Genomic DNA, 23,209 nt, shown 5'->3' with positions numbered 1-23,209 from the left:
TGATCACGCCTCGCCCGCTGAAATCGCCCATTGCAACCGGACTGCCAGGGTCGGCGGATTGGCCCACAACGCCGAAACCCCGGCGGTTTCCACAGGAGCGGAAACGGCCGGGGCTTAGGCACGGTACTGCGTTCAGAGTTCGGACTTCGGCACACCGACGCCGAGGATGATCGGTTCCGCTGCCGCCGTCGGCTTCGTCGGGGCGGCGTCTGCTGCCTTGGCCTCGTGCGCGGCCCCACCGGAAGCAGCCGCGGCAACCTCGTGGTGCTCCACGTTGGTGGCGTTGGCGGCACCCTGGGCCCGGCTGGCGCTACGGTTGCGTCGGCCTCGGCGTCCACGCGAACCCGAGTCCGGGGATTCACCGCTTGCAACGGCTGCGGGGGCCCCTGCGGGGGTTTCCTTGGCTGACGTTGACGTCGTGGGGGTGTCCGGAGCTTCTCCGAGGCCTGCGAATGCCTGTGCCAATAGGTCCAGGCTCATGGCAGGTGTGCCACTTGCAGCCTCCTCTTCGTGATGGACGAAAGGCAACGCAACTTCCTCGCCGCCGAATCGCAGCACAGGCTTCGAACGTTCCTCGCCACTCGAAGCAGCGGCCGGAGCCTGGACCGGGGCCGCTGGGGCCTGGACCGGGGCTACTTCCGCTGCGTGCCCGTCGGCGAGCAATTCCGCCGCGTGGTGGAGCTCGTCGTCGTGCAGGTGGGCAGCGTGGGCTGCAGCCGCGATGGTGGCAAGGGCTGCACGGGTGGCTGCCTGCCGGTTCGGGTCGGTGGATTCCACAGTGTGGACCGGCACCGAAGGGGTGACGGGCAGTTCAGTGGTCCCCGGCCCCGTGCCGCGGCCGCGGCGACGCTTGCGCTGCTCGGGGCGGACGGCTGGCTGTGACTCCGTGCGCGGGTGGTGGTGTTCAGCTGCCACGACGTTGGCCCGACGGTGCTCCACGGGCTCGTCGTGCGTGACGATTCCGCGCCCTGCGCACGTCTCGCACTGCTCGCCGAAGACCTCCAGCAGGCCGGTGCCCATGCGCTTGCGGGTCATCTGGACCAATCCAAGCGAGGTCACCTCGGCGACCTGGTGCTTGGTACGGTCCCGGCCGAGGCACTCGACCAGGCGGCGCAACACGAGATCGCGGTTGGATTCCAGGACCATGTCGATGAAGTCGATGACGATGATTCCACCGATGTCGCGCAAGCGGAGCTGGCGGACCACTTCCTCGGCAGCCTCAAGGTTGTTCTTGGTGACGGTCTCCTCGAGGTTGCCGCCGCTGCCGGTGAACTTCCCGGTGTTGACGTCGACAACCGTCATGGCCTCCGTGCGGTCGATCACGAGCGAACCACCGGAGGGCAGGAAGACCTTGCGCTCCAAGGCCTTGTGGATCTGTTCGTCCACGCGCCATGCCGAGAAAATGTCCTGGTCCGAGGTCCACTTCTCAAGGCGTCCCACCAGGTCCGGCGCCACGTACGTGACGTAGGCCTCGATGGTGTCCCAGGCTTCATCGCCGGAGACGATGAGCTTGGAGAAGTCCTCGTTGAAGACGTCACGGACAACCTTGATGGTGAGGTCCGGTTCGCCGTACAACAGTTCCGGAGCCAGGATCTTGGTGGACGTGGACTGGCTTTCAATGCCTTCCCACTGGGCGCGCAAGCGGTTGATATCGTGCGTCAGCTCTTCCTCGGAAGCACCCTCGGCGGCGGTGCGGACAATAACGCCCGCGTTCTCCGGGAGGCGGTCCTTGAGGATTTTCTTCAGGCGGTTGCGCTCGACGTCGGGCAGCTTGCGGGAAATTCCCGTCATTGACCCGCCCGGTACGTACACAAGGTAGCGGCCGGGAAGTGAAATCTGGCTCGTCAGGCGTGCGCCCTTGTGGCCCACCGGGTCCTTGGTGACCTGGACCAGCACGGAGTCGCCTGACTTCAGGGCGTTCTCGATGCGGCGCGGTTTGCCTTCCAGGGTGACGGCATCCCAGTTGACTTCACCGGCGTACAGTACGGCGTTGCGGCCGCGCCCGATGTCTACGAATGCGGCTTCCATCGACGGCAGCACGTTCTGGACCTTGCCCAGGTAAACGTTGCCGATGAGGGAATCCTGCTGTGTCTTGGACACGAAATGCTCCGCGAGCACGCCGTCTTCGAGGACACCGATCTGGATCCTGTCGTCGCGCTGGCGAACGATCATCTGGCGGTCGACGGACTCACGGCGGGCCAGGAATTCGGCTTCGGTGATGACCTGGCGGCGGCGGCCGGTCTCGCGGGATTCGCGGCGGCGCTGCTTCTTTGCTTCAAGTCGGGTGGAGCCCTTGACGCTCGTGACTCGGTCGGAGCCGCTGGTGGACTCAACGTGCGCGCGGGGAGCGCGGACGCGGGTCACCGTGTTGGGGGGATCGTCGTCTCCGCCGCCCGTCAGTTCCAGGTCCTGATCGCCGCGACGACGGCGCCGGCGACGGCGGGAGGTCACGCCTTCTTCGAGGGCCTCCTCGGTACCGGCTTCTGCCTCGTCCTCGGATTCCGCAGAGGTTTCTTCTCCCGCGTCATCACGCTCGGTGCCCCGGCGTCCGCGACGGCCACGGCTGCGACGCCGACGGCGGCTGCCGGCTTCGTCCAGTTCGTTCTCCTCGGAACCTTCCTCAGCTTCGGCCCGCGGTTCCTCGTCGACGACGGCCGGACGGACAACGGCGTTCAAGTCAGGTGCCTGGAAGATCATGGACGTGACGGAGGCAGGTTCCAGGAACAGCGACGCGATCGGACTTGCGGCTTCGGCGTCGACGGCCGGCTCCCCGGTGGTTTCCTCGGGCGCGGGCTCCTCGGCCGGCGGCTCCACAGTGGTTTCCCCGGGCGACGCAACGTCGGCAGCCGGTGTTTCAACCGGGGCTTCTTCGGCAACGGGCTCGGCGCTCTTTGCCCTCGTCGTACGACGCCGGCGGACCGGTTTTTCGGGGGCGGCTTCGGCCTCTGGTGCTATTTCAGGTACGACGGCGGCAGCAGCCTCCGGTGCCTCGCCACCTTCCGTGGACGCTTCTTCAGCGAAACCCGGCAGCGGCTCGGAGGTTTCGACCTTCTTTCGAGCCCTGGTGCGCCGGAGGGAAGCCTTGGGCGTTTCCGCGTCGCTCGCTTCGGCGATAGGCTCGGCGGCGGTTGCGGCAGCTCCGGCGTCGGGGGCTTCATCCGCGGCGGCCGTCTTCGGTGCAGCCTTGCGGCGGGTGCGGGTGACCTTTTTGGGTGCTTCGGTGGTCTCGGTGGACGCCGCATCTTCGGCGGCGGCTACAACTTGCTCGTTATCCATATGTGGCAACACTCCTGCCCTTGCGCAACCGCCACATCCGGTGCCCAGAGGGGCAATATTGTCAAAACCCGCAGGCGTTGACAGAAGTCAGTAGTAGTCTTTCCGGTTCGCACCAGCATGGGGGTGCGGCATCCACGGAAAGCCGGCTTCGCTCCAAACCCGTTGTTCTAATGCCACAACCAGGTGCCGTCCATGGTCACTGCGGCCCTGCCGGGGATCATTGGATCCTGGGCATGCCCTGCAAATGATTGGCGGTCTTGGGAACAAGATACCGGACCGGATTCCGCATGTGGATCGGCTTCCGGCCATGTTCATTCTCTCACACGCCCGCACTCCCGGCAGGAAGCATGCCCTGAAAGCTTCCGTGCCGCCGCCTTTGCTGGACGCGTCCTCCAGCCTCCGCGGCTAGAATCCTCCCAAGAGCAGTCCCCGGTCCTGCGCCGGGCCATCCAGAAAAGGACAGCCAACCATGCCGAGCCCCGCCAGCCCGAACCTGGCCAATAACGATGCCCCCTCCCTCATGCAGGAGGGAACCGGCAAGCACACCGACGACGCAGCCATGCCGCGCATGGTCCGCGACCGCCCCTTTGCCTGGCTCTTGCTCGCCACCGGCGCCATCGCGTGGCTTGCGTCCGGCGCACTCGTGCTGGAAAAGCTGCAGGTTCTCATGGACCCCAACCACATAACGGCCTGCGACCTCAATCCGTGGGTGTCCTGTGGCAGCGTCATGAAAACACCGCAGAGTTCGGTTTTCGGTTTCCCCAACATGTTCATCGGGATTGTCGCCTTCGCCGTGATCATCACCACCGCCATGGCGATCTTTGCCGGGGCCAAGTTCGCCCGCTGGTATTGGATCGGACTGCAGACGGGCGTCACACTGGGGTTCATCTTCATCGTCTGGCTCTGGTCCCAGGCCCTGTATGTCATTCATATCCTGTGCCCGTTCTGCATGGTGGTGTGGGCATGCATGATCCCGCTCTTCGTCTTCGTGACCATCAGGAACGTGGCGCACGGAGTCATTCCAGCGCCCGCAGGACTGGCCAAGATCCTGAGCGAATCCGGTTGGATCATTTCCGCGCTGCTCTACGTTGGCGTGATCGCCAGTATTTTCTTTGCCTTCATCAACGTCTTCATCGGTACGTCGGGTTACTAAGCACCAAGCCGTCAACAGCGGAAGGGGCCCATGTTCGCGTGAACATGGACCCCTTCCGCTTTTGGTGTGTCTGAAAACTACGCGCCGAACCAGATCTTGATCTCGCGCTCGGCGGAATCCACCGAATCGGAACCGTGGACCAGGTTCTGCTGCACAGCCAGGCCCCAGTCACGGCCGAAGTCACCGCGGATGGTGCCGGGCGCCGCCGTCGTCGGGTCCGTGGTTCCAGCAAGGGAACGGAAGCCTTCGATCACGCGGTGGCCCTCGAAGATGGCAGCGACAACCGGGCCGCTGAGCATGAACTCGACCAGCGGCTCGTAGAACGGCTTGCCCAGGTGCTCTTCGTAGTGCTGCTCAAGGAGATCGCGGGTTGCGTTGACCTTCTTCAATTCGACCAAGGAGTATCCCTTGGACTCGATGCGGGCGAGGATGCTGCCGCTCAAGTTGCGGGCGACGCCGTCGGGCTTGATCAGTACAAGGGTGCGCTCAATGCTCACGGTTGCTCCAATGTTGGATGTGTGGGTTTCCCAGCCAGTTTACGGGGTTTCGCTCAGGCGACGCCCGCGCTGCCCCCAGAGTCCCCGTGCGAAGCGTTCCATTCGGCTTGCTCACGATCACGCTGGGCGTTCTCGCGGTCGATTCTGATGCCGGCACGGATGCCGTACCACCAGCAGGCCGCGAACAGGACCCCCACCACGAACATCGTGGGCTCGACGAAGCCGGAAAGAATCAAGACCAGCTGCATTACCCAGCCGACCCCGATGCCCCACGGCTTGCTAAGCACGGCACAGGCCAGGATCAGGATGACGCTCAGGCTGATGCCGAAGGTCAGGATCAGGGCCGGCTGCACCTCTCCGCGCTTCAGTCCGAAGACTGCCAAGGTGGCGAAGAACGCGACGAAGGCCTCCAAAAGCAGGACGGTCGAAGCGAACATCACCTTGGTGGAGCGGCGCTTCTTGGGCATCCCGGGCCGCCATTCGCGCTGGGCTTTGGTGAGTTTGGCCATGCTCAGGAACCAACCTTCCCCAGGAGCATGCGGGCCTCGGCCACCACGGTGATGGAACCCGTGACGAGTACGCCGCCGGCCAGGTCATCGTTCGCTTCGGCACGCTCCACGGCCCACTCGATCGCGTCATCCAGCTTCTCGGCAATGTGGACATTGTCCGCACCGAAGCCAAGGTCGACGGCGAGATCGGCCAGTTGCGCCGCCGGGATGGCCCTCGGCGAGCTGGACTGTGTGAAGCAGAACTCCTCTGCCAGTCCACCCAGCGATTCCTTGAGCTGCCGCAGGATTTCCTCCGCGTCCTTTTCCTTGAGGACCCCGAGGACCACCACCAGCTTGCTGAAGCTGAAGGCCTCTTCAATTGCCTCGGCCGAGACGCGGATGCCGTCAGGGTTGTGGGCCGCATCCACGATGATCGTGGGAGCGGTGCGCACCACTTCAAGACGGCCAGGCGACGTGACGCTGCCGAACGCTTCGCGCAGGAGGTCGCCGTCGAGCTCTTTTTCACCGCCACCGAAGAACGCTTCCAGGGCCGCGACCGCGACGGCCGCGTTCTCGGCCTGGTGGGCGCCGTGCAAGGGAAGCAGCAGGTCCTCATAGCGGCCCGCGAGCCCCTGGATGGTCAGGACTTGGCCTCCGACGGCAACGCTGCGGGACTCGACGCCGAATTCGACGCCTTCGAAGCGGAACGGCACCCCAACCTCGCGCGCCTTCTCAAGGAGCACCTGCGCTGCGTCCACCGGCTGGGCCGCGCTGATCAGGAAGCCGCCGGGCTTGATGATTCCGGCCTTCTCGCGGGCGATATCCTCGGTGGTATCGCCGAGGAGATCCGTGTGGTCAAGCGAAATCGGCGTCACCACGGAAACCTGTCCATCGCCCACATTCGTGGCGTCGGTGATGCCGCCGAGCCCCACTTCAATCACGGCGACGTTCACGGGTTGGTCCGCGAAGATCGCGAAGCCCAGGATGGTCAGGCACTCGAAGTACGTGAGCCTGGGCTGGCCATCCGCCTCGAGCTCCTTGTCCACGATTTCGAGGTACGGACGGATCTCGTCCCAGATCCGGACAAAGGTCTCGTCCGAAACCGGCTCGCCGTCGATGCTGATGCGCTCGGTGACCTTCGACAGGTGCGGACTCGTGTAGCGGCCTGTGCTCAATCCGTGGGCACGAAGCCCGGCCTCGATCATCCGGGCTGTTGAGGTCTTGCCGTTGGTGCCCGTGATGTGAATGATCGGGAACGCCTTGTTGGGCTCCCCCAGCACATCCATCGCCCGGTACAAGGGCGCGAGCCGCGGCTCCATTTTGTTTTCCGGGGCGCGGCCCAGGAGTTCGGCGTAGACGCTTTCTACGGAGAATTCGTCGCTCATGTACTAGGCCTCGATCTTGGTAACGGTGATCTGCGGCTCGGCGGCGTCGCCGGAGACGACGGGGTCGAGCTTGAGGGACAGGGTTTCGGTCTTGACCAGCTCTTCGTTGGCGCGCAAGGCGTCAACGACGTCGTGGACGGCCAAGACCGTGGTGTGGATGCGGTCGCTCACGTTGAGTCCTGCGTCCTTGCGGGCCTGCTGGATGGCGCGGACCATGTCGCGAGCCAGGCCTTCGGCTGCCAGTTCCGGAGTGACTTCGGTGTTCAGGACCACGAAGCCGCCGCCCGGAAGGACAGCGACGGCCGCGGACGAGCCGTCAGCAGATTCCGCGACGACAGTCTCGAGCGTGTACTCCTGCGGTTCCAGCTCAAGGCCGCCCGCCGTGACCACTCCCGCATCGGAAACAGACCAGTCGCCGGATTTGGAACCCTTGATGGCCTGCTGGACGTTCTTGCCCAGTCGCGGACCTGCCGCGCGGGCATTGACCACGAGTTTCTGCTCGATGCCGAATTCCTCCGGCGACGCCGTGGCGGCGTCGAGGAGGCGCACGGAACGCAGGTTCAGTTCATCCGCGACGACGGCGGCGAAGCCTGCCAGCGCATCAGCACCGGGTGCCACCACAGTGAGTTCCTGCAGCGGCAAGCGAACGCGGAGGTTGGCGGCCTTGCGCAGGCTGGAACCGGTGGAGCAGATCTGCTGGACCCGGTCCATCGCCTCGACGAGTTCCGGGTTCGCCGGGAACAGCGACGCCTCGGGCCAGTCAGCCAAGTGCACGGAGCGCCCGCCGGTCAGGCCGCGCCAGATCTCCTCGGAAACCAAAGGAAGGAGCGACGCCGAGACTCGGCAGACCGCTTCGAGCGCCGTGTAGAGGGCGTCGAAGGCGTCGGTGTTCTCGTCGAAGAAGCGCTGGCGGCTGCGGCGGACATACCAGTTGGTGAGCATATCCAGGTAGCTGCGCAGTTCATCGCAAGCCCCGGAAATGTCGTATTCGTCCAGGCTGGAGGTGACGTTGCGGACGAGGTCACCGGTGTTTGCCAGCAAGTACTGGTCCATGGTGTCCGTGTAGCCGTCGTAGCGCAGCTCGGCGTCATAGCCAGCGGCTGTCCCATCCACTGTGTGGGAAGCGTTCGTGTACAGCGTGAAGAAGCTGTACACGTTCCACAGCGGCAGGATGACTTGGCGGACGCCGTCGCGGATTCCCTGTTCGGTGACCACGAGGTTGCCGCCGCGCAGGATGGGGCTGGACATCAGGAACCAGCGCATGGCGTCGGAGCCGTCGCGGTCCAGGACCTCGGAGACGTCCGGGTAGTTGCGCAGGCTCTTGGACATCTTTTGCCCGTCCGAACCCAGCACGATGCCATGGCTGATCACATTGCGGAAGGCCGGCCGGTCGAAGAGTGCCGTGGACAGGATGTGCAGCATGTAGAACCAGCCGCGGGTCTGCCCGATGTACTCGACGATGAAGTCGGCAGGGTTGTGGGTGTCGAACCATTCCTCGTTCTGGAAAGGATAGTGCACCTGCCCGTAGGGCATGGAGCCCGAGTCGAACCAGACATCCAGGACGTCCTCCACCCGGCGCATGGTGGACTGGCCCTCTTCAGGCGAGCGCGGGTCGTCCGGGTTGGGCCGGGTCAGTTCGTCGATGAACGGGCGGTGCAGGTCGACCTGGCCGTCGTTGTTCATCGGAAGGCGGCCGAAATCGGCCTCCATCTCGGCGAGGGAGCCGTAAACGTCCGTGCGCGGGTACTCGGGGTCGTCGGACTGCCACACCGGGATGGGCGAGCCCCAGTAGCGGTTGCGGCTGATGGACCAGTCGCGGGCATTGGCCAGCCACTTGCCGAACTGTCCGTCCTTGACGTTGCCCGGGATCCAGTTGATCTCCTGGTTCAGTTCGGACATCCGGTCCTTGAACTTGGTGACCTCCACGTACCAGGAGGACACGGCACGGTAGATCAGGGGGTTGCGGCAGCGCCAGCAGTGCGGGTAGCTGTGCTCGTAACTGGCCTGGCGAACCAAGCGACCGCCGGAACGCAGTGCCTGGGTGATCGGCTTGTTGGCATCGAACACCTGCAGCCCGGAGATTTCGGCGAGCGATCCGTGCGCGAACAGGTGGAGGAACTTGGCGCCCTCGTCGACGGAAAGGACCACGGGGATGCCCGCGTCCTCACAGACTTTCTGGTCGTCCTCGCCGTAGGCCGGAGCCTGGTGGACGATGCCCGTACCGTCGGTGGTGGTGACGTAGTCCGCCACGAGGAAACGCCAGGCGTTCTGGGTGCCGTACTTCTCGGTATCGGAGAAGTAGTCCCAAAGCGGCTCGTACTCCAGGCCGGCCAACTCGGTGCCCGTGTAGCTTGCCGTGACGGCGGCGGTAGCGGCAGCGCCGTCGTCGTACCCCAGATCCTTGGCGTAGGTGCCGAGGAGATCGGCGGCCAGCAGGAAGCTGCCCTTCACCGGAGCCTCCGCGGAGGCGGCCTTGATCCCGTTGGGACCGGCCGGAACCACCGCGTAAGAAATGTCGGGCCCGACGGCGAGCGCCAGGTTGGTGGGCAGCGTCCAGGGGGTCGTGGTCCACGCGAGCGCCTGCACGCCTTCAAGGGACTTGGAGAGTTCCGACTCCCCTGCCTTGATGGGGAAGGTCACGGTGACGGTCTGGTCCTGGCGGTTCTTGTAGACATCGTCATCCATGCGCAACTCATGGTTGGACAGCGGCGTCTCGTCCTTCCAGCAGTACGGCAGGACGCGGTACCCGTTGTAGGTGAGGCCCTTCTCGTGGAGCTGCTTGAAGGCCCAAAGGACAGACTCCATGTACTCGACGTTGAGGGTCTTGTAGTCGTTGTCGAAGTCCACCCAGCGTGCCTGCCGTGTGACGTAGCTCTTCCATTCGTCCGCGTACTTCATGACCGAGGCGCGGCAGGCGTCGTTGAACTTGTCGATGCCCATGGCTTCGATCTGGGTCTTGTCCGTCATGCCCAGTTGCTTCATGGCCTCGAGTTCGGCGGGCAAGCCGTGGGTGTCCCAGCCGAAGCGCCGTTCGACGCGCTTGCCGCGCTGGGTCTGGTAGCGGCCCACCAGGTCCTTGGCGTAGCCGGTCAGGAGGTGGCCGTAGTGGGGCAGCCCGTTGGCGAAGGGAGGACCGTCATAGAAGACGAACTCGTTGCTGCCGGGGTGCCCTCCGGGCAGGTCCGCGCTGCGGTTGTCGATGCTGGCTTGGAAGGTGCCGTCTTCATCCCAGTACTTGAGGATGCGCTCTTCGATCTCCGGGAACTTCACGGAGGCGGACACCCCTCGTGGGGTGCCGGAGAGAGCTGTGGAGGCCTTGGGGTAATACGTCATCTCTTCATCCTGGGTTGAGCCGGTGAACACAAAGTTTCATTCAGGATGCGAGGACGGCGCCAGCTGCGTTGTTTCCAACAGCGCTGGTACCGCGGTACCACCTCACTTACCGCCGCTGGCGCGGCCCCTTCGAAGAGGAGCTGTTCCGGCGTCGGCCGCTCATTGCTGCTGTGACGGGCTTACCCGTCCGGTTCTACTGACCCCCGGGGTGGCGGGGGCGTTCTTCCGGAAGCTCACCGGTGATGTCCGGGTCAAAGCTTGTGGCACAAGTCTAGCGGCAGCGGCACTGCGAGCTCCACTTGGGCTGCCGCGCGGGAGCCGGCGACGCCGGTACCTTAGCCCTTGCGGATCAACTTGTGGGTAGCGGCCTGCGCCACCGGGCGGACGATGATCTCGTCCAGGTTGATGTGGTGCGGCAATGAGACCGCGTACTTGACGACGTCGGCGACGTCCTCCGGGGTGAGCGGCTTCTCGACGCCGGCGTATACCTTGGCTGCAGCGGTGGCATCGCCGAGGCGGTTGAGAGCGAATTCCTCCGTGCGGACGAGGCCGGGTGCCACCTCGATGACGCGGATGTTGTTCTCGGCTTCCTCCAGGCGCAGGGCGCCGGTCATGGCGTGCTGGGCGAACTTGGCCGCGTTGTACCCGCCGCCGCCTTCGTAGGCCGTGAATCCCGCCGTCGACGTCAGGTTCAAAACGGTGCCCTCGCCGTTGGCCCGCAGCATCGGGAGGAAGGCCCGGGTCAGCTTCAGGGTGCCGAGCACGTTGACTTGGTACATCCAGTCCCAGTCCTCGGTCTGGGCATTGGCCAGGGTGTCGGCGCCCCGCGCACCGCCGGCAATGTTGATGAGCGTGTCCGCTCCCCCTGCCTCGGTGACGGCTGAGAGCAAGGCCGCGACGTCGTCGTCGTTGGTGATGTCCGCGGCGAACGGCACGGCGCCGCTCTCGGCGCCGAGTGCCTCAAGCCGCTCGGCACGGCGGGCGACGGCGAATACCTTCCAACCCTCGGCGGTGAGGGCCCTCACCGTGGCTTCGCCGATTCCCGTGCTGGCGCCGGTCACTACTGCGGTCTTCGTCTGTACTTCCTCAGTCATGGCACCACCCTAACGCGGTTCACCGGGAGAAACCGCACGCCCAAGGATGTGGGCGATCGACGGCGACAGCGGGCCGGCGGAGAAGCCGAAACGCTCACTGTGCAGCACCTGGAAGCCGGCTGCGCCGATCGCGTGCAGGGTGTTGCGGTTGGGATGGCAGCCTCCGGCCATGTGCCGCCAGGCCGGAGTGAGAAGATCTTCGACGGCAGCGAGAAACCGCTTGTCCGAGCGCACGTGCTCGTAGAACGCCAGGGTTCCGCCGGGCCGAAGCACCCGGCGGATTTCCGCCAGCGCGTCCGCCTGGTCCGCGACGCTACAGAGGACAAGGCTGACTACGACGGCGTCCGCCTCGCCGTCGGCCACTGGAATGTTTTCGGCGGTTCCGGGAACAACCGTGACCGGCACTGCGGCAAGCCCCGCCTTGGCTCCAGCAAGTTCCCTGAGGTAGTCATCAGGTTCAACCGCGAGGACACTTTCCACGGTGGCCGGGTACAGGCCGAACGACGAGCCCTCGCCGGCGCCAACCTCGATGACGCGGCCTCGCAGGCCAGCCAGCAGGGTGCGCCGGTGTTCGGTGCCGCCGCGCAGGTTTATCGCCGGAACCGCCCGGGCGTAGGCCCGCGCGAAGCGCGGATGCTGCGGCGTGGTCATATGTCCGTCTTCCCGGCGCCCAGCAGGAACTCCAGCAGGACGCGGGCGTGATTGATTTCAGGGTCCCTGGCGCCGTAGAGCAGCGTGACGCGCTTTTCCGCGGCCGCCAGCTCCAGCAACTGCTCCACGGCGGGATTCTGTTCCAGCTCAGCCTGGTACGAGCGGCGGAAGTCCTCGAATCGCTCCTGCATATGGGCAAACTCGGTACGGAGGGGCGGCGAGGGAGCGATCTCCTTGAGCCAGAGATCCAGGTGGGCGCGTTCCTTGGATACCCCTCGCGGCCACAGCCTGTCGACCAGAACCCGGTAGCCGTCGTCGTCCGCTGCTTCGTCATAGATGCGCTTGATAACCAAAACGTCCTTGAGTTCCGTCATGGCCCGCATGCTACTGCACCCCTGCGTGCCACGGAACAAAGGGCGCCATGAAACAATTGGCCCATGGCTGAATCAACGCAGGGTACAGACACGCCCGCCACCGCCCCCATCAACGTTCCCGACAAGCCGGCCCTTGAAGGCCTCGAGGCTGCCCTGACGCAGCGCTGGCTGGACGAAGGAACCTACAAGTTCAACCCGGACACCACCCGGGAGCAGGTCTACTCAATCGACACTCCCCCGCCCACCGCATCCGGTTCGCTCCACGTGGGCCACATGTTCTCGTTCACGCAGACGGATGTCCAGGCCCGCTACATGCGCATGACCGGCAAGAACGTCTTCTACCCGATGGGCTGGGACGACAACGGGCTGCCTACCGAGCGCCGCGTCCAGAACTACTACGGCGTCCGCTGCGATCCCGCCATTCCCTACAACGCCGACTACCGCCCGCCGGCACAGCCGGCCAAGAACCAGCGCGATTTCGACGTCGTCTCGCGCCAGAACTTCATCGAACTCTGCGAGGAACTCGCCGTCGAAGACGAAAAGGTCTTCGAGAACCTGTTCCAGACACTCGGCCTGTCCGTTGACTGGGACCTCACCTACCGCACCATCGACGACACCTCCCGTGCGGTGTCCCAGCGTGCCTTCCTCGCGAACCTGAACGCCGGTGACGCCTACATGGCCGAGGCCCCCACCCTGTGGGACGTGACGTTCCGTACCGCCGTCGCGCAGGCCGAACTCGAGGACCGCGAGGTTGCCGGCGCGTACTACCGCTACCCTTTCTTCACCGCTGACGGCGAGAAGATCTACATCGAGACAACACGTCCGGAACTCCTCGCCGCGTGCGCCGCGTTGGTGGCGAACCCCGACGACGAGCGCTACCAGCCGCTGTTCGGCAAGACCGTCACGTCTCCCCTGTTCGACGTCGAACTCGAGGTCAAAGCCCATCCGCTCGCCAAGGCGGACAAGGGTTCCGGCATCGCCATGGTCTGTACCTTCGGCGACCTGACCGACGTCACCTGGTGGCGCGAGCTGCAGTTGCCCACCCGCGCCATCATGGGCCGCGACGGCCGCATCATCGCCGAGACACCCGAGTGGATCACCACCGACGCCGGCAAGGAAGCCTACGCGGCGATTGCCGGCAAGACTGCGTTCTCTGCCAAGGAGGCGGTGGTCGAGCTTCTCGCCGCCGCCGATTTGCTGGATGGCGAGCCCAAGAAGATCACGCACCCCGTGAACTTCTTCGAAAAGGGCGACAAGCCCCTTGAAGTTGTCACCTCGCGCCAGTGGTACATCCGCAATGGCGGACGGGACGAGGACCGCCGCGAGCGGTTGATCGCGCGCGGACACGAGATCGAGTTCCACCCGTCGTTCATGCGTTCCCGCTACGAGAACTGGATTTCCGGGCTGAACGGTGACTGGCTCGTTTCACGCCAGCGCTTCTTCGGTGTGCCGATCCCCGTCTGGTACCCGCTGGATGCCCAGGGCAACCCGGACTACGAGAACCCGATCCTGCCGTCCGACGAGTCCCTTCCCGTGGACCCTGCGGCGGACGCGGCCCCCGGCTTCGACGAGTCCCAGCGCGAGCAGCCCAGTGGCTTCATCGGCGACGCGGATGTCCTGGACACCTGGGCCACGTCTTCGCTGACCCCGCAGATCGTGGGCGGCTGGAGCCGTGACGAGGAACTGTTCGGCAAGGTCTACCCCTTCGACCTCCGGCCGCAGGGCCACGACATCATCCGCACCTGGCTCTTCTCCTCGGCTGTCCGGGCAGATGCCCTGCAGGACAGCGCGCCGTGGAAGCACGCCGCCATCTCGGGCTGGATCCTGGACCCGGACCGCAAGAAGATGTCCAAGTCCAAGGGCAACGTGGTTGTTCCCACCGACGTCCTGAACGAATTCGGCTCCGACGCCGTCCGTTACTGGGCCGCCTCGGCCAAGCTCGGCGCCGACACCGCCTACGAGATCGCCCAGATGAAGATCGGGCGCCGCCTGGCCATCAAGCTGCTCAATGCCTCCAAGTTCGTGTTGAACCTGGGCGCCACGGAGAACTCGGTGGTCGGCGCGGACCTCTCCGTCCTGAGCAACCCCTTAGACCGGGCATTGCTCGCGCAGCTGGCCGATGTCGTGGCACAGTCCACCAAGGCGTTCGACAACTACGACTACGCCCGCGCCCTGCAGATCACGGAATCGTTCTTCTGGCAGTTCACGGACGACTACGTGGAGCTCATCAAGGACCGCGCCTACGGTGCGGCCGGCGAGACCGAGCAGGCATCCGTGCTTGCTGCCCTTGCCACCACGCTGGATGCGCTGTTGCGCCTGTTCGCGCCGTTCCTGCCCTTCGCCACCGAAGAGGTCTGGAGCTGGTGGCGCACGGGTTCGGTCCACCGCGCGGCGTGGCCGGCAGCAGTGGAAATCGTCGACGGCGACACCACCATGCTGGGCACCGTCGGCATCGCGCTGAGCGGCATCCGCAAGGCCAAGTCCGAGGCCAAGGTCAAGCAGCGCACCGAGGTCCTGTCGGCCACGATCACCGCTACCGAGTCATTTGTGGCACAGCTGGAAGCCGGACTGGGAGACCTGAAGGCCGCGGCCAACGCCCAGGAGATTTCACTGGTGGCCGGGGACGGCGAACTCACGGTGAGCGACGTAGTCCTGGCGCCTGCCGAGGAACCCGCCCAGGCGTAGTTTGGAAGAGCCCGGGAGTTTTTCCGGGCCGCCCGGGAAGTTCCAGGCACTTGGGATTTCAGGGCAAAGGGGAAGCCCCATCAGCGTTTAGCCGTTGGTGGGGCTTCGACTTTTCGGCTGCCCGGTGACGTCTTGGCAGTCTGGCGGAATCCTCGGACTTTCAGGTCTTCCTACCTCGTCACTGGTAGCTTGCATCCAACTTTGCCGAAGGCTGCGTCAGATGTATATCACTGAATCTCTGGTTTCCGTGTCCCTCTTCTTTCGAAGTGGGTAAGTTCTATTCTTGACCCGCTCCCCGGCCAGCACAAGCCCCCTTCACGAACTACTGGCATGTAATTCGGACGCCTCGCTGCGGGCCTCCGGGGTTCTGGGTGCCGGTGCTTTGTGGCACAGTGTTGCTATGCCAGAACTTCCCGAGGTGGCCGGGCTGACTGCCTTTCTGGGCAGGAATCTTCTCGGTGCCGAACTGACGAAGATCCAGATCACCTCTTTTGCCGTGCTGAAGACAGCCGATCCCCCTTACTCAGCGCTGGAGGGTCGCAAGATCGTCGGTGTGGAACGCTTCGGAAAGTTCGTCAGCCTCGACGCCGAAGGCATCCATTTCATCTTCCACCTCGCCAAGGCCGGGTGGCTCCGGTACACGGAGCAGCCGTCGCAAACCCAGCTTCGGATGGGCGGCAGCAATATTGCGGCAAGGATTGGCTTCACCAAGAGCGACGGTTCAACCCACGTCGGAGTGGACCTGACGGAGGCCGGGACGAAGAAAAGCCTGGCCGTATACGTGGTGCGCAGGCCCCTGGACGTTCCGGGAATAGCGACCCTTGGCCCGGACCCGCTGAGCCCGGCCTTCACGGAGGAGACCTTGGCCGGAATCCTTTCCACAAACGCGCACCAGATCAAGGGAGTCCTTCGGAGCCAAGGCGTCATCGCGGGCATCGGGAACGCCTATAGCGACGAGATCCTTCACGCAGCCAGGATTTCACCGTTCGCGATCGCCAAGTCGCTGGACAAGGACACCACCCGTGTCCTCTATGAGTCCATCGAAAGCGTCCTGGGTGCGGCTGTGGCCGCCGCCGTCGGGAAAGCGTCAAGCGAACTCAAGGACACCAAGCGGAACACCATGCGGGTCCACGGCAGGGCGGGCCAGCCTTGCCCCGTGTGCGGAACCACGATCCGCGAGGTGTCCTTTGCCGACACGTCATTGCAGTATTGCCCTGGCTGCCAGACAAACGGAAAGATCCTCGCAGACCGTCGAACGTCGCGGTTCCTGAAATAGCCTGGCCCACGGCTCAAGCTGGTTGAATTCCGGGCTAGTTGAATTCCGGGCTTTCCGTGCGGCTGCGTTTGAGTTCGAAGAAGTGCGGGTACCCGGCCAAGGTGACGGTGGCGTCCCAGATCCGGCCGGCTTCCTCGCCACGGGGAATACGGGTGAGGACAGGACCGAAGAAGGCCGTGCCGTTGACGGCGACCACGGGGGTGCCAACATCCTGGCCCACCAAGGAGATCCCCGATTCATGGCTTGCACGCAGCTGGACGTCGTATTCCTCGGAATCGGCGAAACGTGCCAACTCGGCGGGAAGGCCGGTTTCAGCCAGGGCCTTCGAGATGACCTCGGCGAAATCCTTGATGCCTTCGTGGTGGATGAGGGACCCCATCGCGTCGTACAACGGCTTGACGTATTCGTCTCCGTGCAGCTCGCGGGCGGCAATGATGACCCGGACAGGTCCCCAGCCCTGCTTCATCTTCTCGGTGTATTCGGCAGGCAGTTCGCGGCCTTCGTTGAGGACCGAGAGACTCATGACGTTCCAGTTGGTCTCGATGCCGCGGACGTCTTCCACTTCACCGATCCAGCGGGATGTCACCCAGGCAAATGGGCACATGGGATCGAACCAGAAATCGACCTTGTTGGCGGTCTGCTCGGGCACAGGGAACTCCTTCGATAGGCGTAAGGGGCGCGGGTAGGCGGACGAAAACGGTGTCCGGCACCAATCATGCCAACCTCTGGCTAGGCGGACTTATTCCGACGCTTCGCAATGACCTCGTGCGCGATCATGGTGGGCTGGCCCTTCTTGTTCACGGCATCGGCAGTGATGACGACGCTGGCGATGTCGTCCCTGCTTGGCAGGTCGAACATGACCGGTAGCAGCACTTCCTCCATGATGGCACGCAGGCCGCGGGCTCCGGTGCCACGTTCAAGGGCTTGGTCCGCGATCGAGTCCAGGGCGTCGTCGTCGAACAAAAGCTCCACGCCGTCCAGCTGAAACATCTTCTGGTACTGCTTGATCAGGGCGTTCTTGGGCTTGGAGAGAATCTGGATGAGCGCGGAACGGTCAAGGTTGGACACAGTGGTGATCACGGGCAGGCGCCCGATGAATTCGGGAATCAGCCCGAACTTGAGCAGATCCTCCGGCATCACCTCGCCATAGCTGTCCACGTTGTCCTTGACCTCGTTGAGCGGGGCCCCGAAGCCTATGCCTTTGCGGCCGGACCGCGATCCAATGATGTCCTCGAGCCCGGCGAACGCACCGGCCACAATGAACAGCACGTTGGTGGTGTCGATCTGGATGAATTCCTGGTGCGGGTGTTTGCGTCCGCCCTGGGGCGGAACCGAGGCCACTGTGCCTTCGAGGATCTTAAGAAGCGCCTGCTGCACACCCTCGCCGGACACATCGCGCGTGATGGACGGATTCTCGCTCTTGCGCGAAATCTTGTCGATCTCGTCGATGTAGATGATGCCTTGTTCGGCCTTCTTGACGTCGTAGTCGGCGGCCTGGATGAGCTTCAGGAGGATGTTTTCGACGTCTTCGCCAACGTAACCGGCCTCCGTCAGGGCCGTGGCGTCGGCAACAGCGAACGGTACGTTCAGGCGGCGGGCAAGGGTTTGTGCCAAGTAGGTCTTGCCGCAGCCGGTGGGACCGATCAGCAGGATGTTGGACTTGGCGATCTCCACGTCCTCATGGTGTCCACCTTCACCGAGGCCGGTCTTCGGTGCGTGGCCCGCTTGGATGCGCTTGTAGTGGTTGTAGACCGCGACGGCGAGGGAGCGTTTCGCGGGCTCCTGCCCAATGACGTATTCCTGGAGGAAGTCGAAGATCTCCCGCGGCTTGGGCAACTCGAAGCTACCGAGATCCGATACTTCGGCGAGCTCCTCTTCGATGATCTCGTTGCAGAGTTCGATGCACTCGTCGCAGATGTACACGCCGGGCCCGGCAATCAGCTTCCGAACCTGCTTTTGGCTCTTTCCGCAGAAAGAACACTTCAGCAGATCCGTGCTCTCGCCAATCCGAGCCATGTGGGAATCCCTTCGTTTCATGCGGGTGGTGCAGCCCCGTACCTATCCGCGATTTCGCGCCGATCGCAGCGGGGGCGCCACCATGACAACTTCCACTGTAGGACACAATGGGCTGCTTGGGTTGAAACAGAACGCCGATGCGGTCCATATTTCCTGAACCGCACCGGCGTCGAGTTTTGGCCAGTTACCTGGCGATAGCCTGGGGCTTGATCTTGCGGGAATCGAGCACCTGGTCGATCAATCCGTAGTTCATTGCCTCGGCAGCGGTGAGGATCTTGTCGCGCTCGATATCGTTGTTGACCTGTTCCGGCGTCCGACCGGAGTGCTTGGCCAGCGTGTCCTCAAGCCATGAGCGCATGCGCATGACTTCTGCGGCCTGGATCTCGAGGTCGGAAGCCTGGCCCCCCTGGCCGCCGGACAGCGACGGCTGGTGGATCAGAACCCGGGCGTTGGGCAGGGCGAGGCGTTTGCCCGCCGTACCTGCCGCGAGCAGCACAGCCGCCGCGCTGGCCGCCTGGCCGAGGCACACGGTCTGGATCTCCGGACGAATGTACGTCATCGTGTCGTAGATCGCCGTCATGGCCGTGAACGAGCCACCCGGGGAGTTGATGTACAACGTGATGTCGCGGTCCGGGTCCGTGGACTCGAGCACCAGCAGCTGGGCCATGATGTCGTCGGCAGAAGCGTCGTCAACCTGCACACCGAGAAAGATGATGCGGTCCTCGAAGAGTTTCGTGTACGGGTCCTGGCGCTTGAAGCCGTAGGGCGTGCGCTCCTCGAACTGCGGGAGGACGTAGCGGCTGGACGGGAGATTACCGGCAGACCATCCAAAGTTGTAGTTCATTTTCATTGCTCCTGATCTGAATGTTTCTTGGTGCCGGTTACTTCTCGGAATTCGACGAGTTGGCCGTTCCGCCGCCACCGGCCACAGAGCCTGCGTGGGCGGAGATCTTGTCGAAGAAGCCGTACTCGAGCGCTTCGGTGGCCGTGAACCACTTGTCGCGGTCGTTGTCCTTGAGGATGGTCTCCACGGTCTGTCCGGTCTGTTCGGCTGTCAGCTCGGCCATGACCTTCTTCATGTGAAGGATCAGCTCCGCCTGGATCTTGATGTCCGACGCCGTGCCACCGATGCCGCCGGAAGGCTGGTGCATCAGGATGCGGGCGTTGGGCGTGGCGTAGCGCTTGCCCTTGGTGCCCGAGGAAAGGAGGAACTGGCCCATGGAGGCCGCGAGGCCGGTGGCAACCGTCACGACGTCGTTCGGGATGAACTGCATGGTGTCGTAGATAGCCATGCCGGCGGTCACGGAGCCGCCAGGCGAGTTGATGTAGAGGTAGATGTCCTTCTCAGGGTCTTCAGCCGAGAGGAGGAGGAGCTGGGAGCAGATCGCGTTGGCGTTTTCGTCACGGACTTCGGATCCGAGCCAGATGATGCGCTCTTTCAGCAGGCGGTTGTAGATGTAGTTGTCCTGGGCCGCTGGATCGACGGTTGCCATCCTGGGGGCCTCTGCGTGCTGTGACATAAGTACTTACCTCTCGCTGGTGACAGGGCCATTGCTGAACTTGCCATCCCTGATCTTCACTACTTGGACACTAACCGTTTTCCACGGCGATTTGTTCTCCCAAATCGCGCTGTTCGCTGACGGCGCACGATTGCGGAAGGGCGTACTTTGCACGGTTCCGGGGCTTAAACCAAGCCGCCCCCGGATCCATGATCCGGGGGCGGCTTGAGTTGAAACTAGAACTTCACTGCGGCGGGGTCGTCGCTCGGAACAACAGCTGCCTCTTCGGCTTCCTCGACGGAGGCCTCTTCGCCCGCGGGGCGCACGAAGTCGCTGAGGTCGACCTTGTTGCCCTCGGAGTCGACAACCTCGGCCTGGCCGAGGACAACTGCGAGAGCCTTACGGCGGCGGACCTCGGAAACCATCATGGGAACCTGGCCGCTCTGATCGATGATCTGGGCGAACTGGTTCGGGTCCATGCCGTACTGGCTTGCCGTGGTGACGATGTAGTCGATCAGCTCGTTCTGGCTGACGCTCACTTCTTCCTTGTCGGCAATGGCGTCAAGGATGATCTCGTTCTGGAAGGCGCGGGCGGTGTTGGCCTTGACCTCGGCGCGGTGTTCCTCGGTGTCGTGATCGCCTTCACCGTGGGCGTTCTCCGGGTTGAAGTGCGCTTCGAGCTGCTCTTCGACTACAGAGTCCGGAACCGGAACCTCGATGAGCTCTACGAGCTTGTCCAGGACCTTGTCACGGGCTTCGACACCCTGGCCGACGACCTTGGACTCAGCGGCCTGCTTGGCAAGGTCTTCACGCAGTTCGGCGAGGGTGTCGAACTCGGATGCCAACTGGGCGAAGTCGTCATTGGCCTCAGGAAGCTCGCGCTCCTTGACGGTCTTGACAACAACCTTGACCTGGGCTGCTTCGCCGGCGTGCTCGCCGCCAACCAGGGTGGTGTCGAAGATTGCTTCTTCTTCGGCAGAAAGGCCGGTGACGGCCTCATCGAGGCCTTCAAGCATGGTGCCTGCGCCAACCTGGTAGGACAGGCCGGTGGCGGAGTCGATCTCAGCGCCGTCGATCGTGGCGGTGATGTCGATGGTCAGGAAGTCACCATCGGCGGCCGGGCGGTCAACGGACTTCAGCGTGCCGAAGCGGCCGCGGAGCTCGTCGAGGGCCTTGTCGACGTCGGCGTCGGAGGAATCGGCTGCGGCAACCTCTACCTTGATGCCGGCGTAGTCGGGGAGCTCAACCTCGGGACGGACGTCGATCTCAACCTGGAACTTCAGTTCACCGTCGGTCGAGGACGGGTCCGGAACCTCGGTGATCTCAACCTCGGGACGGCTCAGCGGACGGAGGCCGGTTTCCTGGACGGCAGCCTGGTACCAGCCGTTGAGGCCATCGTTGATGGCGGTCTCCAGGACGTAGCCGCGGCCAACGCGCTGGTCAACCAGCTTGGAGGGAACTTTGCCCTTGCGGAACCCGGGAACCTGGATCTGCGAAGCAACGGTCTTGTAAGCGGCATCGATGCTCGGCTTCAGTTCCTCAAAGGGAACCTCAACGTTGAGCTTGACCCGCGTGGCGGTGAGGTTCTCGACAGCGCTCTTCACAGTCTAAGTACTCCTGGTTTTGTGGGATGGGGTTCTGCCGCGTTCCGGATCGGAACAGGCACACAGAGTCGGGGTGACAGGATTTGAACCTGCGACTTCCTGCTCCCAAAGCAGGCGCTCTAGCCAAGCTGAGCTACACCCCGTGAATGCACAGGACAGTCTACGGGCATCTCGCCGGAGAATGCACATTTGACACTTGGCCCCTGAATTAGGTTTAGTTGTATCCGGCTTCAACAGCCACCGGAAAGATGCACGGAACCCTCTGATGGATTCGTAGAGACCCATGCAGCCTTGCCCGGGGACGTAGCTTAATGGTAAAGCCTCAGTCTTCCAAACTGATTACGCGGGTTCGATTCCCGTCGTCCCCTCCACAGAACGAAGGGCCCCTCCATGAGGGGCCCTTCGTGTTCCGCCTGTTCGTGTTTCCGCCTGTTTGCGCCCGCCAAAGGCGCACTTCAGTTCTGGCAGCCGGGGCACCAATAGAGTTTGCGCGCACCGATCTCGGCCAGTCCCACTGTTTCGCCGCATCGCCGGCACGGCTGTCCGTGCCGCTTGTAGACAAAGTGCGCCTCGCCGTCGAGCGCTCCGGCGTTCCCGCCGCTCCACAAAGCCGATGGGGTCGTAACAATCCGCCCGTCACGGACGCCGTCGGACATCGCCGCCACGGTGTCATCCCACAGTCGTCCGGCGGTTTCGGCGCCCAGAGAGCTGCCCGGGGTCCAGGGATCAACGCGCTGGCGGAACAGCACTTCCGCGCGATAGATGTTCCCGATCCCGGCTACGACCGACTGGTCCATGAGGAGGAGCCCGACGGCGGTCTTGCGGCGCAGCAAGCGGCGGACGAACTCGTCGCGATCGTCGGGCCGGTTGTGGAGAGGATCGGGACCCAGGCGCGCCAGGACGGCAGCGGCCTCCGCATCGGTGATCGCAGCGCATGTCGTGGCGCCCCTGAGATCCGCCCAGCCGTTCGCTGAAATGAGGCGAACGCGGACGGCACCCACGGGCTCAGGCGGACCCGCGTAGCTTCTGGCGCCCCCTTCGCCGGCATCTTGCTCTGCTTCCTGCGAGAAACTCTCCCGTTCGCCGATCCGCCGCGGAGCCCCGATGCTCGAGGCCCCGGTGAAGGATTCATCGCCACCGAAGCTCCACGCACCGTAGAGACCCAGATGGACATGCAGGAGCACCCCGTGGTCAAAACGGAGGAAGAGCTGCTTGCCGTGCGCCGTCGCTTCGAGCAGTTCGTGGCGGTCCAAAAGCGCCGCACCCGCGGTGAAACGGCCCTGGGGGCTGGAGACTTCCAGCACGTGGCCGGCGAAAACATCCTGGAACTGGCGCGCCAGGCGATGGCTGGAATGCCCTTCAGGCATTAGGCAACGATTTCGCCGGTGTTCTCGTAGGTAGCGATTTTTCCGATGCGGCGCACGTGGCGTTCGTCGTTGCTGAACGGTTCTTCCAGGAAGGCCTCGATCAGTTCGGTGGCTTCCTCGACGGTGTGCTGGCGGCCGCCGACGGCAACCACGTTGGCGTCGTTGTGCTCCCGGGCAAGCTTTGCGGTCGAAAGGTTCCAGGCGAGCGCGGCCCGGACACCCTTGACCTTGTTCGCGGCGATTTGTTCGCCGTTGCCGGATCCGCCCAGGACGATGCCCAATGCGTGAACGCCGGCTTCTTGGTCGGCGACCACCGCGGTGGCAGCGTTGATGCAGAACGAAGGGTAGTCATCGAGGGCGTCGTACACCTTGGGGCCGTGGTCAACGACGTCGTAGCCTTTGGCGGTCAAGTGGCTTACGAGGTGGGCGCTGAGCTCCATGCCGGCGTGGTCCGTGGCAATGTGGACGCGGGGTGTGGTCACAGGAAGTCCATTCAGTCTGGCGCGCGAAC

The 23,209-nt window shown here is 64.0% G+C and carries 18 protein-coding genes and 2 tRNA genes; 4 read left to right on the top strand and 16 right to left on the bottom strand.

All coding sequences use genetic code 11. From position 1 onward, the window contains the following. Positions 1 to 132 precede the first annotated feature (132 nt). Positions 133 to 3,276 (bottom strand): Rne/Rng family ribonuclease, encoded by a 3,144-nt coding sequence (locus AC3WJM_RS14520; RefSeq protein ID WP_492272224.1) that lies wholly within the window; start codon positions 3,274 to 3,276, stop codon positions 133 to 135. Between the two features lie 520 nt (positions 3,277 to 3,796). On the opposite strand from AC3WJM_RS14520, the gene AC3WJM_RS14515 reads away from it, so the two are divergent. Further along, positions 3,797 to 4,429 (top strand): vitamin K epoxide reductase family protein, encoded by a 633-nt coding sequence (locus AC3WJM_RS14515; protein ID WP_492260087.1) that lies wholly within the window; start codon positions 3,797 to 3,799, stop codon positions 4,427 to 4,429. Between the two features lie 77 nt (positions 4,430 to 4,506). Here AC3WJM_RS14515 and ndk read toward each other — a convergent pair whose 3' ends face one another. The 7 genes from ndk to AC3WJM_RS14480 all read right to left on the bottom strand — a co-directional run bounded on the left by ndk (position 4,507) and on the right by AC3WJM_RS14480 (position 12,251). Beyond that, positions 4,507 to 4,926, bottom strand: a complete 420-nt coding sequence (gene ndk, locus AC3WJM_RS14510) for a nucleoside-diphosphate kinase (RefSeq protein ID WP_284991209.1) — start codon at positions 4,924 to 4,926, stop codon at positions 4,507 to 4,509. Between the two features lie 53 nt (positions 4,927 to 4,979). Beyond that, positions 4,980 to 5,435: a DUF4233 domain-containing protein gene (locus AC3WJM_RS14505; protein WP_307055087.1), complete on the bottom strand. Its 456-nt coding sequence runs from the start codon at positions 5,433 to 5,435 to the stop codon at positions 4,980 to 4,982. A gap of 2 nt (positions 5,436 to 5,437) precedes the next feature. Next, positions 5,438 to 6,799, bottom strand: a complete 1,362-nt coding sequence (locus AC3WJM_RS14500; protein WP_492260082.1) for a bifunctional folylpolyglutamate synthase/dihydrofolate synthase — start codon at positions 6,797 to 6,799, stop codon at positions 5,438 to 5,440. 3 nt (positions 6,800 to 6,802) lie between these two features. Further along, a complete protein-coding gene (gene ileS, locus AC3WJM_RS14495) occupies positions 6,803 to 10,132 on the bottom strand; it encodes an isoleucine--tRNA ligase (protein WP_492272223.1) in 3,330 nt (1,109 codons plus the stop codon). A 335-nt stretch (positions 10,133 to 10,467) separates the two neighbouring features. Then, on the bottom strand, positions 10,468 to 11,226 hold the full coding sequence (locus AC3WJM_RS14490; RefSeq protein WP_284991206.1) for an SDR family oxidoreductase: 759 nt from the start codon (positions 11,224 to 11,226) through the stop codon (positions 10,468 to 10,470). Positions 11,227 to 11,235: 9 nt separating this feature from the next. Next, positions 11,236 to 11,877, bottom strand: coding sequence for a class I SAM-dependent methyltransferase (locus AC3WJM_RS14485; RefSeq protein ID WP_492272222.1), 642 nt, complete (start codon positions 11,875 to 11,877; stop codon positions 11,236 to 11,238). After that, entirely contained in the window at positions 11,874 to 12,251 is a 378-nt protein-coding gene (locus AC3WJM_RS14480; RefSeq protein ID WP_306959414.1) for a DUF488 domain-containing protein, read from the bottom strand. Before AC3WJM_RS14480 ends, AC3WJM_RS14485 begins: the two co-directional genes overlap by 4 nt. Positions 12,252 to 12,314: 63 nt before the next feature. Between AC3WJM_RS14480 and valS the strand changes: the two genes are divergently transcribed. Then, entirely contained in the window at positions 12,315 to 14,936 is a 2,622-nt protein-coding gene (valS, locus tag AC3WJM_RS14475) for a valine--tRNA ligase (protein WP_284991203.1), read from the top strand. Positions 14,937 to 15,336: 400 nt separating this feature from the next. Beyond that, complete coding sequence (locus AC3WJM_RS14470) at positions 15,337 to 16,212, top strand: Fpg/Nei family DNA glycosylase (RefSeq protein ID WP_284991202.1); 876 nt, start codon at positions 15,337 to 15,339, stop codon at positions 16,210 to 16,212. 34 nt (positions 16,213 to 16,246) lie between these two features. Here the strand turns inward: AC3WJM_RS14470 and AC3WJM_RS14465 are convergent, their stop codons facing one another. The 6 genes from AC3WJM_RS14465 to AC3WJM_RS14440 form a co-directional block, all read right to left on the bottom strand. Then, positions 16,247 to 16,861: a mycothiol-dependent nitroreductase Rv2466c family protein gene (locus AC3WJM_RS14465; protein WP_059389364.1), complete on the bottom strand. Its 615-nt coding sequence runs from the start codon at positions 16,859 to 16,861 to the stop codon at positions 16,247 to 16,249. 80 nt (positions 16,862 to 16,941) lie between these two features. Further along, positions 16,942 to 18,228, bottom strand: coding sequence for an ATP-dependent Clp protease ATP-binding subunit ClpX (clpX, locus tag AC3WJM_RS14460; RefSeq protein ID WP_284991201.1), 1,287 nt, complete (start codon positions 18,226 to 18,228; stop codon positions 16,942 to 16,944). Positions 18,229 to 18,412: 184 nt separating this feature from the next. Beyond that, positions 18,413 to 19,072, bottom strand: coding sequence for an ATP-dependent Clp protease proteolytic subunit (locus tag AC3WJM_RS14455; protein WP_234749864.1), 660 nt, complete (start codon positions 19,070 to 19,072; stop codon positions 18,413 to 18,415). A 37-nt stretch (positions 19,073 to 19,109) separates the two neighbouring features. After that, positions 19,110 to 19,721, bottom strand: a complete 612-nt coding sequence (locus AC3WJM_RS14450) for an ATP-dependent Clp protease proteolytic subunit (protein ID WP_284991226.1) — start codon at positions 19,719 to 19,721, stop codon at positions 19,110 to 19,112. Between the two features lie 242 nt (positions 19,722 to 19,963). Next, a complete protein-coding gene (gene tig / locus AC3WJM_RS14445) occupies positions 19,964 to 21,331 on the bottom strand; it encodes a trigger factor (protein ID WP_284991200.1) in 1,368 nt (455 codons plus the stop codon). 68 nt (positions 21,332 to 21,399) lie between these two features. After that, positions 21,400 to 21,474 (bottom strand) — tRNA-Pro (locus AC3WJM_RS14440). A 154-nt stretch (positions 21,475 to 21,628) separates the two neighbouring features. On the opposite strand from AC3WJM_RS14440, the gene AC3WJM_RS14435 reads away from it, so the two are divergent. Then, a tRNA-Gly gene (locus AC3WJM_RS14435) sits at positions 21,629 to 21,702 on the top strand. A gap of 84 nt (positions 21,703 to 21,786) precedes the next feature. On the opposite strand, the gene AC3WJM_RS14430 is transcribed toward AC3WJM_RS14435, so the two are convergent. After that, positions 21,787 to 22,698, bottom strand: a complete 912-nt coding sequence (locus AC3WJM_RS14430; protein WP_492272221.1) for an Fpg/Nei family DNA glycosylase — start codon at positions 22,696 to 22,698, stop codon at positions 21,787 to 21,789. After that, a complete protein-coding gene (locus tag AC3WJM_RS14425) occupies positions 22,698 to 23,180 on the bottom strand; it encodes a ribose-5-phosphate isomerase (protein WP_284991197.1) in 483 nt (160 codons plus the stop codon). Before AC3WJM_RS14425 ends, AC3WJM_RS14430 begins: the two co-directional genes overlap by 1 nt. Between the last annotated feature and the right edge of the window lie 29 nt (positions 23,181 to 23,209).

It is taken from the genome of Arthrobacter sp. FW306-1B-G06A, assembly GCF_058781765.1.
The sequence above is the reverse complement of the archived record's forward strand: the minus strand, read 5'-3'. Positions and strand labels throughout refer to the sequence as shown.